Raw genomic sequence first — 16156 nt, forward strand, 5'->3', positions numbered from 1 at the left:
AGCGGCCCGTGCTTGTCACCTCCCTGCTGGTCACCGGGCTCATGGCCACCTGGTTCCTGACGACGCCCACCTCGGCAGGCAGGGTCCTCGACACGGCCGTGGTGTGGGCCGCCGACCACCTCGGCTGGTTCTACATCACCCTCGCCAGCGCGGCGCTGGTCTTCGTCGTCTACCTGGGCTTCCGCTACCCCGGCGTCCGGCTGGGGAGCGACCACGACCGCCCCCGGTACTCCACCTTCTCCTGGGCGGCCATGCTGTTCGCGGCTGGCATCGGCACAGACCTCATGTTCTACGCCGTCGCCGAGCCAGCCACGCAGTTCCTCTCCCCGCCCCAGGTCGTCGGCGAGACAGTAGAGGCCGCACGCCAGTCAACCGTGTGGACCATCTACCACTACGGCATCACAGGCTGGGGCATGTACGCCCTCATGGGACTCGCCCTGGGCTACGTCGCCCACCGCAAGAAGGCGCCACTGGCGGTCCGCTCGGTCCTCGCGCCCCTTTTCGGCAGGCGGGTCCGGGGACCTGTCGGGCACGCGATCGACATCGCCACGGTGATCGGCACCATCTTCGGTGTCGCGACCTCACTGGGTATCGGCGTGGTCATGCTCAACGTGGGCCTGGGCATCCTGGTCGGGGTGCCCCAGGGGCTGGGCGCCCAGACGGCCCTGGTCGTCCTGGCGGTCGTCCTGGCCACCGTCTCGGCGACCACCGGTGTCGACAAAGGGGTGCGCCTCCTGTCCCAGCTCAACGTCGCCCTGGCGGTCGTCCTGGCCGCGTGGGCGCTGGTCACCAGTAGCACCACGTTCCTGCTGCGCGCCATGGTGATGAACATCGGTGACTTCGTCACCATGTTCCCCGGGATGACCCTGGACACGATGGCCTACAGCTACCCGAGTGAGTGGATGCGGTCGTGGACACTCTTCTTCTGGGCGTGGTGGATAGCCTGGGCGTCATTCGTGGGCATGTTCCTGGCCCGGATCTCCAAGGGGCGCACGATCGGCCAGTTCGTGCTGGGCACCCTGGTGATCCCGTTCTCCTACATCATCATGTGGGTCTCGGTCTTCGGCAACACCGCGGTGAAGCGGATCATGGACGGGGACTCCGCGTTCGGGCAGACCGTGGAGGCCTCCCCGGAGCAGGGGTTCTTTGCGCTGCTGACGACGATCCCAGGGACACCCGTCCTGGTGGCGCTGTCGACGCTGGTGGGGCTGCTGTTCTACGTCACCTCCGCCGACTCCGGCGCACTGGTCATGGCAAACCTGTGCAGCGAGCTGCCCACAGCCGACACCGACGCGCGCCCGTCGCTGCGCATCCTGTGGGCGGCGGTCACGGGGGCGCTGACAGTCGGCATGCTCCTGGTCGGTGGCATCACGGCCCTGCAGAGCGCCACAATCATTATGGCGGTCCCCTTCGCCATCGTCCTGGTGCTCGTCATGGTGGGCCTCAACCGGGCACTGCACCAGGAGCAGCTGCACGAGCAGGCGGTCTACCGCTCCTTCGCCGTGCAGTGGACAAGTCCCGAGCCCACAGTCTCAGTCTCAGTGGGGTCATGGCGGCGCCGGCTGTCACTGTCGCTGGGCTCGGTGTCCCCCCGCCAGGCCGAGCAGCGCCTCCAAAACGTCATCCGCCCGGCCCTGGACGAGGTCGCCGCCGCCCTCCAAGAGCGTGGGGTCCCCGCCGTCGTGCGTGAGGTCCACGACGGGCTGCAGGACGACGTCTCCAAGCGTGTCCAGCTGGAGGCGCTGTCACAGGACGAGGACGGCGAGGACTTCATCTACCCGGTCCAGATCCGCCGCTCACGGGCCACGTCCCACGGCGCCCGCACGATCAGGGCGGAGGACACGATGATCCACCTGGAGGTGGCGCTCGGGGAGGGGCTGAGCTACAGCATCTACCCCTACGAGGGAAACCAGATCTGCAACGACGTGCTCGACCACTACGAGCGCTACGAGCTGGTGGCCGCCTCCAGGGAGTCCCCGCCCCAAGAGGCGGCGTGACACCGACCGACCCACTGATGACGCCTCCGCGCGTCTGCCGGGACCACCGTCCACCAGCGCCCGCCGGGACGCCGCCACGCTGACGCTCCCGTGGGGGCGTGAAGACCCCCTGCGCTGCCCACCCCGGGCACGCTCAGTGCACGCCGCAGCGAGGCGAGCCGCTCTCCTGCTTCCTGGCCTGCCCCCGGGCACGCTCAGTGCTGCCCCACGACGACGACACGCTTTCCGCAGGCCGACCTCGCCTCCGCGTCCTTGTGCATCCGGGCGACGTCCTTGAGCTCGTAGGTCGTGTCAACAATCGGGACGAGCGAACCGTCGTCAACACGGTCGGCCAGCCACACCAGGTCCTCAGGAGGAGACTTGGCGGACATCATCCTGATCCTGGCACCAGGGCTGACCATGGAGAAGGCGACCAGCGGTATCGCCGCCGGGGACAGCGCCATGACCTCGCCCCCACGGGCGGTCGTCCTCCTGCAGGCAAGCATGCTGGCTCCCGCAGCATTGACAACAGCGTCGTACTTCCTGGTGATCTGCTCCGGCCCACCAGAGTGGTAGTTGTAGATCTGCCTCGCACCAGCCTGCTCAGCCGCCTGGCCCTGCCGACCAACCACCGCGTCCACCTCGGCACCGAGCAGGCGAGCCACCTGGATAGTGGTCGAGCCAACCCCACCATTGCCCCCGACGACCAGGACCTGCTTGCCGCTGCCCACGCGCAGCGCCCGCAGCGCCCGCAGGGCGGTCAGCCCCACCAGCGGGAGCGCGGCAGTCTCGCCCGGGGGGCACGCTCCTGGGCGCCCTGGCTACCTGGTCGGCGCCAGTCGCCACGTACTGGGCCGCAGCCGCGGCCCGCCCCGGTGGCCTCAGGCCGGTGTAGCCCCACACCAGGTCGCCGTCGCCCACCGCCCTACACGACCCTGCCGACAAAGTCCACCCCCGAGCCCTTGGGGAAGCCGAAGCCCATCATGGGTCGCATCCTCCCGGCCCGGCCGTCCAGGTCCAGCTGATTAAGGCTGAACGCAGCCACCTCGACCAGCACCTGCGCAGCCGAGGGAGTCGGCACAGCCGCTTGCCCCACTTCCATCACCTCGGGTCCGCCGTAGCGGCGGAACTGAACGGCCCACATCTGGTTCTCGCCCATCGAGTCCTCCTCAGACGACGTTTACGAAACGTATCGTAGCATCTTGCTGGCAGGCTCAGGGCTTCTTGAGCGCACGGCACCGTGTCGGGTCGGAGTCGCGGACGGGTCCGCCCCCGCCTCAGCGGGCAGCGCAGGGGCTGCCCCACCGGGGTGGCAGCGCTGTAGTACCCTGACTTTCTCCCAGGACTGTGCGCCAGCGGCGACCACGACGTGTCACACGCACCAGCGAGGCGCCGCAGCACTGTTCATGACCACAAGGAGGACCCCACCACCATGGACTCCGTAGAGCCACGCCGGACCGGCCACTACGCCTCACGACGCGCCCACACCGATGCACAGCTGGCGACTGCCGTCAGGGACCTTGTGGTCCAGCACGGCTACACGGCACTGACTATCGAGAGGGTCGCACAGGAGTCCGGAGTCGCCAAGACCACCATCTACCGCCGGTGGGGCTCCAAGGCGGAGATGGTCTTCGACCTCATCCTCCACCCCACGGCGCAGGACGAGGACGACCAGACCGCCAGTGACCCCCACAGCGTCCAGGACAGCATCAGGCAGCTCGCGGAGAGCACTGTGGCGATGATCGCCTCCCCCGTCGGCCTGGCGGTCATCCCGGGGCTCCTGGCAGAAATGGCGGGCAACCCCAAGCTCCGCGCCTCCATGGAGACCGTCCTGATCAGGAGGGCGCACGACGCCATCTCCTCCGCCCTCAACGAGCCGGTCCCCCACCCTGCCAACATCAACGAGTTCCACGCCACCCTGCTGGGCGTCCCCTACGTCCGCCTCTACCTGCTCAACGAGAAGAACGTGGACAGGATCACCGACCAGCTCACCGACCAGCTCCTCCTCCTGATCGGCCTGCCTCCCCGCCCCAGCCCCGCCTCCTGCCCCTCCGCCTGAGGGTGTTGAGGGCCGAGCACCCTCGGCGTCATCCCTCGGCGCCGCTGTCGCCAGCCCACGGCCGCTAGCCCTCAATGCCGCTGATGTCACTGTAGACGATCATGGCCTGGTCGATCTCGCACACGAGCCTGTCGCCCACCCAGGCCCTGGCTCGGAGCAGAGCTGCAGGACTGCCGATGTGGTCAGCCTCCACCTGGGCGGAGACCGTGTCCCCGGGGCAGGCGTCACCCAGGAACCTGATGCCCCTGGCCCGCGTGAACAGGGGTGGGGGGCTGTCAGCCCCCCTGCCGCTGCTGTAAGAGCACAGCAGTACCGCAGCCTGGCCGATGAACTCGGTCATCAGGGTCCGCGGCCAGGGGAGGAAGCCCGAGGAGACCTCCGGGCAGGTGCCGCAGAAGCAGGGCTCGTCAGCGCTGACGCGGTGGGTCGCCCACGCCGTCCGGCCCGTCTCAATACCGAGGACCTCCGACAGGAGGAGCATCTCGCCCCGGTGCGGGATGAGGGACTGAATATCGCAGTCACCGGCCGCCTCCCTGCAGGCCGGCACCTCGGCCGTCCTGCCCGTCCCTCCAGCTACCGTCGCAGCCTCCCCGTCCCCCTCGTCCGGGGCCTCTGAGTCCTGGAGGCGAAGCACCAGGACTGCCAGGCGCTGGCCGTCACCCGACCGCAGGCACTGCGCCCTGACCTCCCAGCAGGAGGCGGACAGCCGACGCACACCAGCCTGTACCGTGAACGAGTCCCCGGGAAACCCGGGGGCGGAGAAGCGCGCCCTCCTGACCTCAGCCAGGCTGATCCGACCACCACCATGGCGCTCCAGGTAAAGGCAGGACGCCCTGAAGGCCGTCTCTATGAGAAATATCCCGGGATACACCGGGGCACCCGGGTAGTGTCCGTCCTGGTAAGGAGAGCTGGCAGGGGCGTGCTGGACAGCTGTGAAGCCCTCCTCACCCTCCTCCACGAGCGCGGGAGCCCCCACCGGGGAAGGCAGCCGCCCGCTCTGCCCAACTGGTCCGGCTGGAACCACGCTACTCACAGGATCCTCCGCATCGCGTCACAGATGCTGCTCGCAGGGCGGCTCCTGGACGCCACGCACCCAGGTCCAACCGCTGCTGCGGGCACAGCAGCCGTAGCCAGTATATCTTTTTCATGGTATTAGCCCTCGTGAGTGGCACCGGACCGCCCGAGACCCGCTACACGCGGTAGGCACCCAGACAGCATCATCCGGCGGTCTCAGCATACGTCCCTGCATGACGTACAGGACGTGCTCCTCGAACGGCCAGCGCCTTATTTCTATGCTATGCGATAACAAGAAAAGCCTAGCAACCAGCGTCGCAGCGAGTCAACCACACGGCGAGACTCGTCTCAGGTGCCCGCCGGAGGGGTTCGGCGCCCGTCCGGAGCCGCCCGCGAGGGTCGGGACCGCCACAAGGCACGCCGGGGCGCCTGCCGGGACGACCCGGGAAGGACAGGAGCAGGGCCGCTGGACGAGCTGCACATCTTCGGCCAGTTGTCTGCAGCGCCACTGGGACAACGAGACACCGGACTCGTCGTACTTCTGCGGAAGACGGCTCAGCCGCCCCCAGACCACGTGCCACGACCAGCCCCATGATGTGCACCAGGCAGGCCGCTGCACATCATGGACTCTGTGCAGCGAGGGACCCTCCGCGCCCCGCTCACCGGCCCCGGCGTGACCCGCAGAAGCACGCGGATCCCAGAATCACCCCCAGCTACGATGGATGAGTCGGCCCCTGCCCCATGCGACCACCACCCCGAAGATGTGCAACCCGGCTGCCCACCCGGCACCCGGTACGTCTAGCAGGTGGCAGGAACGACCACGACACTGGCGACATGGCTCCCGCTGCACACCCACGCCCCCCTCACGCTGTGCCACGGCACCGCAGCAGCCAGCAGACGGGCCTGGAAGCCACCCCAGGGCTCGATACGCACCTCGACGTCGTCGAATCCCAGCCAGCAGCGCTCCAGGGGGAACCACGCCTTGTACACGCTCTCCTTGACACTGAACAGCAGGCGGTCAAAGGCGATCCCGGGACGCTGGGCGGACACGGCTCGCAGGTGGTCACGCTCTGCGGCAGAGGCCACGATGCCCAGGACGCCTGAGGGCAGCGGACCGTTGGGCTCAGCGTCGATGCCGAGGGAGGCCACCTCCTGCGACCGCGCGACAGCCGCCGCCCGGTAGCCCTCGCAGTGGGTCAGGGCACCTACCACCCCGTCAGGCCAGGTCGGTTCGCCCTGGTCACCCGGCACCATGACCGGACGCTGCCGCCCCAGGCCCCGCAGCGCCTGACGGGCACAGTAACGCACCGTGGTGAACTCAGCGCGCCGCCTGGCGACCGCCCTGGCAATGTGCCTCTCCTCTGCGGGGAAAAGCGGCTCCTCGACGTCGTCCCCCACCTCGCAGACCACGACACAGGGCGGCACCACGCGATCCAGCAGGTCCGCCTCACGGGTCACTGCGCCTCCACCAGGAGCGTCACAGGGCCGTCGGCAACCATGTCAATCTCCATGTGCGCACCGAACCGACCAGTCGCGACCTCCAGGCCGCGAGCGCGCAGGTCAGCCACCACCGCCTCCACCAGCGGCTGGGCCACCTCGGCGGGAGCGGCCCGGTTCCAGGTAGGACGCCGTCCCTTGCGCGTGTCCCCGTAGAGGGTGAACTGGGAGACGACAAGCACCGGAGCACCCAGGTCGGCCACAGAGCGCTCGGGGCCGGACGCACCCGCCACACCGTCACCCTCCACGCCGCTCTCCAGCAGCCGCAGGTCCGCGATCTTGCGGCCGATGACACCCGCCTGGGCGGGGCCGTCCTCGTGGGTCACCCCCACCAGGACCATGAGCCCCGGCCTGGTGACCTCACCAACCACCTCACCGTCAACCCGTACGGCAGCGCGCCTGACGCGCTGGAGCACGGCGCGCATCAGCGTCCCGGGCGCCAGTCGCGAGGACCGCGCCCACCACCCCACTGGCCTCCCGGCCGCTTCTGCCGTGCCCGCCCCGGGATACGGACGGAGGAGCGCACCCGCACCGGGGAGTAGGGGCGCAGGGCGGGGCGGACGTCAGCCAGGTACACCGCGCTGGCCACGACCCCCAGCAGCCCCAGCATAGAAGCAGCACCCATGAGAAGGAGGACACCGAGGCCAGCGGCGTTGACCCCGGCCCAGAACCCCTTGGTGCGCTTGCCCGCAGCCACAAAGTGGGAGGGGTCGTGCGTGAGGGCGTCAACGAGTGCCCACACGCCCAGGAGGACAGCGGCGAGCTGGCTGAGCCTCCAGATCCAGAAGACAGCCTGCTCCAGGTAGGTCGCAGTCATCGCCAGCGCATCCACATCGACAGTCTACCTTCCAGCCCGCGCCAGCCGTCAGGGCGGTCAGGGCTGTCCTCTCCCAGCGGAGCCCGGTCGGCCCAGACAGGTCATCCCGCCCGAGCCTCCTGGATACCACAGGCCCCGGCACGGTGGCAGTGCGGGTCATCCCGTCCGAGCCCGTGCCTCCTCCCACGCGCCCTCCGGCGGAGCCCGGTCGCATCAGCGCCGCCCGGCCCAGCGCGTCCTCTCACGCGACTTCTCGTAGATCTCTCAGTGCGATCCTTCAGCACGTCCCTCACCGCGCAGCACGTCCCTCACCGCGCCGGGCGCCGAGGCAGATCCGTCCCGCGCGTCCCGGCACCCCGCAACCTGGCCCCGGGACGCTCGGCGGGGCTGGCCTGAGCACGCCCCTCGGGGGAGACCAGGGGCTCCTGGGCAGCCGCGACCCGCCCCACCTCACGCGGCTCCTCCGGCCGGCTCCCAGGGTGCCCGGCACCCTGCCTGCCACCCTGGCCGGCTTCCTGGTCTGCCTCCTCCTGGTCGGCCTCGGTCTGGTCGGCCTCGGTCACCGCCACCGTCAGCGGCTCATCCACCGGCACCCCCCGGCGCAGCAGGGCCAGCGCCACCGGCCCCAGCTCGTGGTGGCGCGCCACCGAGGTCACCGCCCCCACGGCACGCTCCCCCAGGTGCACCGCCGCACCGGGGGCGGGCAGCTCTCCGCCCAGGCCGTCGAGCTGGAGGACAGTCAGGCGGCGCGGAGGCCGCCCCAAGTTGAGGGTGCGTGCCACCGTCTCCTGGCCCGGGTAGCAGCCCTTGGTCAGGTGCACGGCGGTACGCAGCCAGTCCAGCTCGTGAGGGATGGTGCGGGCGTCGACCTCACGCGCCTGGCGCGGACGCCCCGCCTCCACCCGCAGCGCCTCCCAGGCCAGGGAGCCCGCCAGGACTCTCCTGGCGACCACGTGCCCCCCGCCCTGCGCCCTGCCGGCTGAGCCGCTCTGGCCGACAGCCTCCGCGGCTGCCTGCCCGGTGACGTCCCCGCCCCGTCCGCGCTCCCAGGCGCGCACCACCTCGGGGACGTCACCGGCAGGAACAACCACCCAGCCCGCCTGGTACCCGGCACCGGGGTGCGGACGCCCCTCCAGGCCGACGTCGTAGCTGGTCCCGCCCTCGACCACCCCCGGCCAGGGATCACGCCAGGTGCCCAGCCAGTGCCCCGGCCGGGCGGCCTCCTCCAGGCGGGCCACACCGCCTCCCAGAGCACCCAGCACGGCCAGCTCCTCGGCCACCCGCACCTCGACCCGGAGCATGAACCGCATCGACTCCAGGAAGCCCGCCAGGTCCTCGCCGCGCCCGGCCTCGGTCACCAGGAGAAGGCGCTGGCCGTCGTCAAGAGCCGCCAGAGCGTGGGTGATGTGCCCCTGGGCGTCCATGAGCAGGGCCTCGGCCCCGCCGTCACCGGGGGCCAGACCGGTCAGCACCTGGCTGGACAGAGTGGTCAGCCAGCTCAGGCGGTCGAGACCGGTCACCGCCACGACGTCACGGGCCAGGGCGCTCAGCGCGTGCCCGTCGGCCAGGGCGACCTGCTCGCGCAGCGGGTCCCCGTAGTGGGCGGGCACGGTCGAGTCCGGGTCCCCCTCGGGCCCGGCGACGGCACCGGGACGGCTCAGCAGCGGCGAGGGCAGCATCAGGAGGTCCCCTCTTGAGGCTCCGCCACCCTGCCCAGACGGCCGGACGCGTAGGTGGTCAGCTCCTCGACACCGAAGGCGGCCATGTCCTGGGTCCACATGAGGTCCCCGCCGACGAGCCCGACCATACGTGACATCTGGGTCAGCGCCGCCGCAGTGCGCGACCGTCCCACCGCCTGGGAGGCGACCTGCGCCCGCGGCCCCTGGATCCAGCCCTCCCAGACGGCGACGTGCCCGGCGGGGTCGGCGGAGACCATCTCCAGGCGGGTGACAGGGGCGCGGGTGCCAGTGTCGTCGGCGTCCTCAGGGTCCGGCTCCTCCTGGGTCACCGGACGCCAGTAGGCGGTCTCGGTGGACCACACCTGGGCGGGGGCCAGGAGACCCGACCCCTCCAGCCCGGGCACCTCGAAGTCGAGGTCCTGGCTGCGGGTGGCGTCCACCGTCCAGATCGTCGTGAGCTGACGCAGGTAGGGGCCGCCGTCGTGGTCGAAGACCATCTCCTGGTAGACGGCCTGCTCAGGAACGGTCTCACCATAGGTGAGGACACCGTAGCCGCGCCAGGTGCCGACCAGCCAGGCCAGCGGGTAGAGCTCGGGTGCGAGGCCGTCAGGAAAGGTGAACGCCATGGCCTCAGCCTACGACAGGCCGTCGGCACAGCTCATCCCCCGGCAGCAGCCAGTGGTCCAGCGGCCCCTCACCCCGCGATAAAGCCGCCCATGAGCCTGGCGATGGCGTACACCGGCACCCCCACTGCCAGGACGGGCACCAGCGCGGAGGCCACGGCGGCCCGGCCTCCCGGGACCCAGCGGTGGGTCCACAGCACCCGGTTGCCCGCTGCCATGAGCACACCCGCCACGAAGCCGACGATGACGCAGGCAGCAGCGCTCTGCAGCGCGGCCGCAGTTCCCGTGTGGGTCACGCCGAAGAAGCCGGCCGAGGCCAGCAGTCCCCCGGCCACACCCGCCGTGAGCACCGGGACGGTGACGGTGAGCAGCTCCAGGACGGTGGCCCGCACCTCCAGGACCGTCAGCACCGCCCCGACGAACAGGGCCAGGCAGGTGGGAACCGTCACCGCAGGGTCCGCCACCCCGGCTTCCAGGGCGCACCATGCCGAGCCGGAGACCACCACCAGGCACCCGGACACGGTCGAGGACAGGTCCTCCACCAGGTGGGGACGGCCGTCGCGACGGCAGATCTGGGCCACAAAGGCCGCCAGGACCGACCCGGCCATGACCAGGCCCGCCGCACCGAGGTCATGACGCAGGAACACCAGGACCGCCGCCAGGCAGCCGCAGGCTGTCAGCACGACCGTGGCACCGCGGTCGTGCTGGGCACGCACCAGGGCCGACCAGCCCTGCGCGGCAGCCGGCACCAGCAGCAGGACGAGCACCAGGCGCACCCACGGCGGCAGGACCGCGCTCACGGCCAGGAGCACAGGCACCAGGCCCGCGAAGGCCAGCCGCGTCCACGCCGGGTCCACGAGGCCGGGCTCGGTGGGAGCGTGGGCGTCAAGCCGCATGGCGTAGGCGGCGCCGTCCTCCTCAGGGGGGAGGCCCGGGTTCTCAGACCACGGCGGCGCCGTAGGGGGCTCGTTCCCGCCCTCGTGCCAGGGCCGCGCATCCGGTCGGGAGGGTCCGTGGTGGGTGCTCACGAAACGCATCGTGCCACATCAGGCACCCTGACATGTGGTTGACTGGCTCCGGGCCAGGGTGCCCAGGCACGGCTGCCGAGCCGCAGGAGGCCCGGACCGGGCCGGGGACCTGAGGCCAGAAAGGAGACCGCCGTGCGGATCATCATGTTCACCCGCGAGACAGACGCCTCTGACGTCCTCCCGGCGGCAGCCTTCCTCGACCCCCAGGTCGAGTGCCTCCCACCCGTCCCCGCCTCCTACGTGGCAGTCGACTCCGCCGACGTGGTCATGATCGACGCCCGCGGCGACCTGACCCGGGCACGAGCCCTCTGCCAGCTCCTGACCGGCCCCATGGAGTGCCCGCCTGTCATGCTCGTCCTGGAGGAGGGCGGGGCCGCCGCCCTCCAGAGCGACTGGGGCAGCGCGGACTTTGTCATGCCTAGCGCGGGACCGGCCGAGGTGTCAGCCCGCCTGCGGCTCCTGCACGCTCACGTCCCCCTCGTCGAGCGGGTCAACGACGCCCTTATCGAGGTCGGCGACCTGGCCATCGACGTGACGGCCTACACCGCCAGGCTGCACGGCTCCATCCTGGACCTCACCTACAAGGAGTTCGAGCTGCTGAAGTTCCTGGCAGCCAACCACGGCCGGGTCCTCACTCGTGAGACGCTCCTGGACGAGGTGTGGGGTGAGGACTACATCGGCGGCTCACGCACGGTTGACGTCCACATCCGGCGCCTGCGTGCCAAGCTCGGCACGGACCACGACCACCTCATCGGAACCGTGCGCAACGTCGGCTACCGTCTGGACGCCCCGCAGGAGCAGGGCTCCTAGTCCTCCTACAGCCCTCCTAGCGCGACCCGGCAGCCCGCCTGCCGCTGCGCCCGCGCGTCCTCGGCACCCTGAGCGTCTTGAGGCACTCACTCACGACGCGCCACCCGACCTCGCTCCGGCGCCTTGAGGCAGGTCCCGCGACACGTCGGGGCGCTGGCCGCTGCCAGCACCCTGTATGCTGGGGCACGACGCCGGGTCGTGACGGGCCCCGGGCTCCAACTCAAGCCGCCACGAGCGGCACTCGCGCCGACTGGCGCTCTCCGGCCCGGCGTCCTCTCTTGTAGCCCTGCCCCTGGCAGCCACCCCTGCCGGTGGGCTCTGCCCGTGCCGCCAGGGACGCGAGCGCCTCAGCCGAAGCGGCCGGAGATGTAGTCCTCCGTGGCCTTCTGGGACGGGGCGGAGAAGACCTTGGCGGTGGCGTCGAACTCCACCAGCTGGCCAGGCCGCCCGGTGGCCTCCAGGTTGAAGAACCCGGTCATGTCCGACACGCGCGAGGCCTGCTGCATGTTGTGGGTGACGATGACGATCGTGTAGTCGCTCTTGAGCTCGGCGATGAGGTCCTCCACTGCCAGGGTGGAGATCGGGTCCAGCGCGGAGCAGGGCTCGTCCATGAGCAGGACGGAGGGCCTGACCGCGATCGCGCGCGCGATGCACAGGCGCTGCTGCTGCCCGCCGGACAGGCCGGCGCCGGGACGGTCCAGGCGGTCCTTGACCTCGTCCCACAGGTTGGCGCCACGCAGGGAGGACTCGACCAGCTCCTCGGCCTCGGCCTTCCTGAGCCTGCGGTTGTTCAGGCGCACACCCGCCAGGACGTTCTCCGCGATAGACATCGTGGGGAAGGGGTTGGGACGCTGGAACACCATGCCGATAGCACGACGCACCTGGACGGCGTCCACGCCGGGGTCGTAGAGGTTGACGCCGTCGACGACGACCTGGCCCTCCACACGCGCACCGGGGATGACCTCGTGCATCCGGTTGAGCGTGCGCAGGAACGTCGACTTCCCGCACCCGGAGGGGCCGATGAGGGCGGTGACCGTGCGTGGCTCGATGCGGACATTGACGTCCTTGACGGCCAGCACGTCACCGTAGTAAATGCTCTCGTTGATGACGTCGATCCGCTTGGACACGTCAGCTCCTTCCAGTGCTTCCAGGGTGGTCCAGGACGGTCGCGGCCCAGGCTGCCGCCCGTCTGCGCCCCCGAGGGCTGACGTCAGGGTGCGGCCCAGCACCTCGGACGCCGCTCACCTGCGCCCCCTGGGGCTGAAGCGCCAGGCGACCAGCCGGGCTGCCAGGTTGAGCAGCATGACGATGACGATGAGGGTCAGCGCCCCGGCCCAGGCCCGTTCCATGGTCGCGGCCTCCCCCCGGGCGTACTGGTCGTAGACGAGGACCGGCAGGGTCGCCATGGACCCCTCCACCGGGTTGGCGTTGGTGCGGATCGTCAGGCCCACGGTGATGAGCAGGGGGGCGGTCTCACCGATGACCCGGGCGACCGCCAGCATGACCGAGGTAGTGATGCCGGCGGCCGCAGTGCGCAGGACCACCTTGATGATGGTCAGCCACTTGGGCACCCCCAGCGCGTAGGAGGCCTCCCGCAGGTCGTTGGGGACCAGCTTGAGCATCTCCTCCACCCCGCGCACGATGACCGGGGTCATGAGCACGCTCAGGGCCACCGCCCCGATCACACCCGCCTGGTAGCGGGGACCAGCCAGCAGCAGGAACAGGGAGTAGGAGAACAGTCCCGCCACGATCGAGGGGACCCCGGTCATGACGTCCACGAGGAAGGTGACAGCCCTGGCCACCCACCCGCCGTCGTACTCCACCAGGAAGACGGCGGTCAGCAGCCCCAGCGGCACCGAGATGGCCGAGGCGATCGCCGTGATCTCCAGGGTGCCGACGATACCGTGGTAGAAGCCTCCGTTGCCCTCCTGAGCCCCGCGCATGTTGGTCAGCAGGAACTCCGGGCCGAAGCGCTGCGCCCCGCCGAGGACCGCCATCCACACCAGGGAGACCAGCGGGACCATGACGGCGGCGAAGGCCAGGTAGACCAGGACCGTCATGAGGGTGTCACGTCCCCACCGCTCCCCCTCCGTGACCCAGGAGACGGCAGTGGCCGTCACCAGCCAGGTCGCGGCCGTCACGACCAGGACGACGGCAGGCGACCACCCCGCCGCCAGGCCGACGCCACCGGCAAGGACAAAGGCAGCCCCCAGGGCCGCCCAGAGGAACCCCCGGGGCAGGCGGTAGGAGGTCAGCGGCACGCCCTCAATGCTGGGCGGGTCGGCCAGAGGGTCGTGAGCAGGCGGCGCGCCACCGCCCGAGACGCCACCGCCCGAGGTGGTCCGGGCGGCCCGGCCGGCTCGGGCAGCCGCAGCCCAGGCCGCCAGCGCCGTCGATCTGGTCCTGCCGGTTCCGCTGCTGGTACGGCTGCTCCTGGTCATGCCCGCCTCCGCCTTCCTGTCCTGCTCACGCCCCCGTAGGCAGCACCACGCCGCGCGACGACCCAGCGGGCCAGGGAGTTGACCGCGAAGGTGATGACGAACAGGACCAGGCCGGTGGCGATGAGGACGTCGACGCTCAGTCCGAAGGCCTCACGGAACTGCGAGGCGATGTTGGCCGCGATGGTCTGGTGCCGCCCTGCCTGGAGGAGGTGGAGGCTGGTTGTCATGCCCGGGGACATGATCATGAGGACCGCCATGGTCTCCCCCAGGGCGCGCCCCAGCCCCAGCATGGAGGCTGAGACGATGCCGGAGCGGGCGTAGGGAAGGACCGCCTGGCGGATCATCTCGTAACGGGTCGCCCCCAGCGCCAGGGAGGCCTCCTGGTGGAGGGTCGGGGTCTGGAGGAAGACCTCACGCACCGTGGCGGTGATGATCGGCAGGACCATGACCGCCAGGACCAGGGAGGCGGTCAGGATGTTCCTGGCGGGCGCCGTGTAGCCGGAGAAGAGGGGGACAGAGCCGAGGACGCCGTCGCTCAGCCAGGTGTAGAAGGGGTCCAGCAGGGGCATCAGCCACAGAAAGCCCCACAGGCCGAAGACCACCGAGGGGACGGCAGCCAGCAGGTCCACCAGGTAGCCCAGCCCCTGGGCCAGGCGCCGGGGGGCGAAGTGAGAGATGAACAGGGCGACCCCGATGCTCAGGGGCACCGCCACCGCCAGGGCCAGGAGGGAGGACAGGAGTGTGCCGAACACCAGGGGAGCCACGTACCCCCACAGGTCCCGCCCCCGCATGAAGGAGACACCCTCCAGCTCCTGCGCGGAGGCGGTGAGGGCTGGCAGCGCCCGGTAGACCAGGAAGGCCGTGACCAGGGCGAGCAGGCCCATGATGAGGACACCGGCGCCGTAGGACAGGGCGGTGAAGACGCTGTTCCCGGCCCGTCCCGGTGCCCGGCCGGGACGGATCACGGCAGCCTCGGAGGCGCTGGCGCCCTGAGAGGCCGGGGAGGGGGTGGGGTAGGTGTCCACTGATGACCTTCCGTGTACGTCCGCTGTGTGCGTGCCTGTGCCGTGAGGGTCTCAGGGGGAGATCATGGCGATGGCGGAGGCCGCCCTGGAGCGCAGGGGCTGCGGGACCGGGACGCACCCGGCCCGCAGGGCGGCCAGGTCCTGCCCCTCCGCGGAGACCGCGTAGCTGAGGTAGGCCCTGACCACAGCAGCGGTGCCGGCGTCCTCGTAGTCCTGACGGGCGAGCAGGTAGGACACCAGGACGAGAGGGTAGGCGCCCGGCGCGTCATAGTTCAGGGAGTAGGCCAGCCTTGCACCGTCACCGCTCTCGACGAGCTCTGAGGAGGACAGGGTCGCGGCGGCGGCCTCGCTGGAGCAGACGGCAAAGTCCCCGGGCACGCCCACCGCCACCGTCCCCAGGGAGCCGGGGACCTTGGAGGCGTCGGCGTAGCCGATCGTGCCGGGAGCCGCGGAGACTGTCTGGACCACCCCGGAGGTCCCGTCCCCGGACTGCCCCTCCAGGGGCCAGGTCTCGGAGCCGCCGTAGGGCCACGCCTGCGGCGCGGCAGCGCTGAGGTAGTCGGTGAGGGTCCTGGTGGTCCCGGAGTCGTCGGAGCGGTGCACCACAGTGATGCCGAGGTCAGGCAGGTCGGTCCCCTCATTGAGGGCGACGAGGGCCGGGTCCCTCCAGGAGGTGATCGTCCCGGCCAGGACACGGGCGAGGACCTCGCCGGTCATGCTGACGTGGTCGGTGCCGTCCAGGCCGGGCAGGTTGTAGACGAGCGCGATCGGGGAGACGTACAGGGGCAGCTCGACGACACCACCCAGTCCGGAGATCTCGGCGTCGTCCACCGCCACGTCGGAGCCGGCGAAGTCCACGGCACCGGCGGCAAGCTTGGTGCGCCCCGCCCCGGAGCCACCCCCCGCGTAGTCGACGAAGGCCCGGAGGTTGGCGTCCATGAAGCCGTTCATCCAGGCCTCCTGGGCGGTGGACTGGGACGTGGCCCCCGCCCCCCGGATCCCTCCCTCCAGGTCGGAGGAGCCGCCGGGGGCAGGGGCGCCCGCGTCGCGCCCGCAGGCCGCCAGCACGGCCACCGAGGCGGCACTCGCGGCACTGAGCGCACCCAGGGAGCGGCGTGTCAGGCAGCCGCGTGGAAGGAGCACAGGAACCGTCCTTGTCTCGTCTTGTGTCTCACCGTGGTGCCACC

General features: G+C 70.7%; 16 protein-coding genes. 3 read left to right on the forward strand and 13 right to left on the reverse strand.

What is annotated here, in order from left to right:
* Positions 1-8: 8 nt before the first annotated feature.
* Positions 9-1997 carry a choline BCCT transporter BetT gene (gene betT, locus CWS50_RS10090; protein ID WP_243118287.1) on the forward strand — a complete coding sequence of 663 codons (1989 nt, stop codon included), beginning with the start codon at positions 9-11 and terminating at the stop codon, positions 1995-1997.
* A gap of 194 nt (positions 1998-2191) precedes the next feature.
* On the opposite strand, the gene CWS50_RS13605 is transcribed toward betT, so the two are convergent.
* Both CWS50_RS13605 and CWS50_RS13610 read right to left on the reverse strand, forming a co-directional pair.
* Entirely contained in the window at positions 2192-2746 is a 555-nt protein-coding gene (locus CWS50_RS13605) for a zinc-binding dehydrogenase (protein ID WP_243118288.1), read from the reverse strand.
* A 155-nt stretch (positions 2747-2901) separates the two neighbouring features.
* On the reverse strand, positions 2902-3135 hold the full coding sequence (locus CWS50_RS13610) for an MDR/zinc-dependent alcohol dehydrogenase-like family protein (RefSeq protein WP_243118289.1): 234 nt from the start codon (positions 3133-3135) through the stop codon (positions 2902-2904).
* A gap of 273 nt (positions 3136-3408) precedes the next feature.
* Between CWS50_RS13610 and CWS50_RS10100 the strand changes: the two genes are divergently transcribed.
* A complete protein-coding gene (locus tag CWS50_RS10100; protein ID WP_127842692.1) occupies positions 3409-4035 on the forward strand; it encodes a TetR/AcrR family transcriptional regulator in 627 nt (208 codons plus the stop codon).
* Positions 4036-4099: 64 nt separating this feature from the next.
* On the opposite strand, the gene CWS50_RS10105 is transcribed toward CWS50_RS10100, so the two are convergent.
* The 7 genes from CWS50_RS10105 to CWS50_RS10135 all read right to left on the reverse strand — a co-directional run bounded on the left by CWS50_RS10105 (position 4100) and on the right by CWS50_RS10135 (position 10693).
* A complete protein-coding gene (locus CWS50_RS10105; protein WP_127842693.1) occupies positions 4100-5068 on the reverse strand; it encodes an ApeI family dehydratase in 969 nt (322 codons plus the stop codon).
* A gap of 779 nt (positions 5069-5847) precedes the next feature.
* Positions 5848-6507, reverse strand: coding sequence for a 4'-phosphopantetheinyl transferase family protein (locus CWS50_RS10110; protein ID WP_243118290.1), 660 nt, complete (start codon positions 6505-6507; stop codon positions 5848-5850).
* A complete protein-coding gene (gene dtd, locus CWS50_RS10115; protein WP_127842694.1) occupies positions 6504-6971 on the reverse strand; it encodes a D-aminoacyl-tRNA deacylase in 468 nt (155 codons plus the stop codon). The genes CWS50_RS10110 and dtd overlap by 4 nt, the downstream gene beginning before the upstream one ends.
* Positions 6971-7378 carry a DUF2516 family protein gene (locus tag CWS50_RS10120; RefSeq protein WP_306821240.1) on the reverse strand — a complete coding sequence of 136 codons (408 nt, stop codon included), beginning with the start codon at positions 7376-7378 and terminating at the stop codon, positions 6971-6973. Before CWS50_RS10120 ends, dtd begins: the two co-directional genes overlap by 1 nt.
* A gap of 293 nt (positions 7379-7671) precedes the next feature.
* On the reverse strand, positions 7672-9042 hold the full coding sequence (gene ygfZ / locus CWS50_RS10125; RefSeq protein ID WP_127842695.1) for a CAF17-like 4Fe-4S cluster assembly/insertion protein YgfZ: 1371 nt from the start codon (positions 9040-9042) through the stop codon (positions 7672-7674).
* Entirely contained in the window at positions 9042-9668 is a 627-nt protein-coding gene (locus tag CWS50_RS10130) for a heme-binding beta-barrel domain-containing protein (RefSeq protein WP_127842696.1), read from the reverse strand. Before CWS50_RS10130 ends, ygfZ begins: the two co-directional genes overlap by 1 nt.
* 68 nt (positions 9669-9736) lie before the next feature.
* Complete coding sequence (locus tag CWS50_RS10135) at positions 9737-10693, reverse strand: hypothetical protein (RefSeq protein WP_243118291.1); 957 nt, start codon at positions 10691-10693, stop codon at positions 9737-9739.
* Between the two features lie 132 nt (positions 10694-10825).
* On the opposite strand from CWS50_RS10135, the gene CWS50_RS10140 reads away from it, so the two are divergent.
* Complete coding sequence (locus tag CWS50_RS10140; protein ID WP_127842697.1) at positions 10826-11503, forward strand: response regulator transcription factor; 678 nt, start codon at positions 10826-10828, stop codon at positions 11501-11503.
* Between the two features lie 347 nt (positions 11504-11850).
* Here the strand turns inward: CWS50_RS10140 and pstB are convergent, their stop codons facing one another.
* The 4 genes from pstB to CWS50_RS10160 form a co-directional block, all read right to left on the reverse strand.
* Positions 11851-12630: a phosphate ABC transporter ATP-binding protein PstB gene (gene pstB / locus CWS50_RS10145; protein ID WP_127842698.1), complete on the reverse strand. Its 780-nt coding sequence runs from the start codon at positions 12628-12630 to the stop codon at positions 11851-11853.
* A gap of 114 nt (positions 12631-12744) precedes the next feature.
* On the reverse strand, positions 12745-13944 hold the full coding sequence (gene pstA / locus CWS50_RS10150) for a phosphate ABC transporter permease PstA (protein WP_127842699.1): 1200 nt from the start codon (positions 13942-13944) through the stop codon (positions 12745-12747).
* Entirely contained in the window at positions 13941-14969 is a 1029-nt protein-coding gene (pstC, locus tag CWS50_RS10155; RefSeq protein WP_127842700.1) for a phosphate ABC transporter permease subunit PstC, read from the reverse strand. The genes pstA and pstC overlap by 4 nt, the downstream gene beginning before the upstream one ends.
* Before the next feature lie 51 nt (positions 14970-15020).
* Complete coding sequence (locus CWS50_RS10160; protein ID WP_243118292.1) at positions 15021-16112, reverse strand: phosphate ABC transporter substrate-binding protein PstS; 1092 nt, start codon at positions 16110-16112, stop codon at positions 15021-15023.
* Positions 16113-16156: the final 44 nt, after the last annotated feature.

The sequence above is a fragment of the Actinomyces wuliandei genome (assembly GCF_004010955.1).
GTDB lineage: Bacteria > Actinomycetota > Actinomycetes > Actinomycetales > Actinomycetaceae > Actinomyces > Actinomyces wuliandei.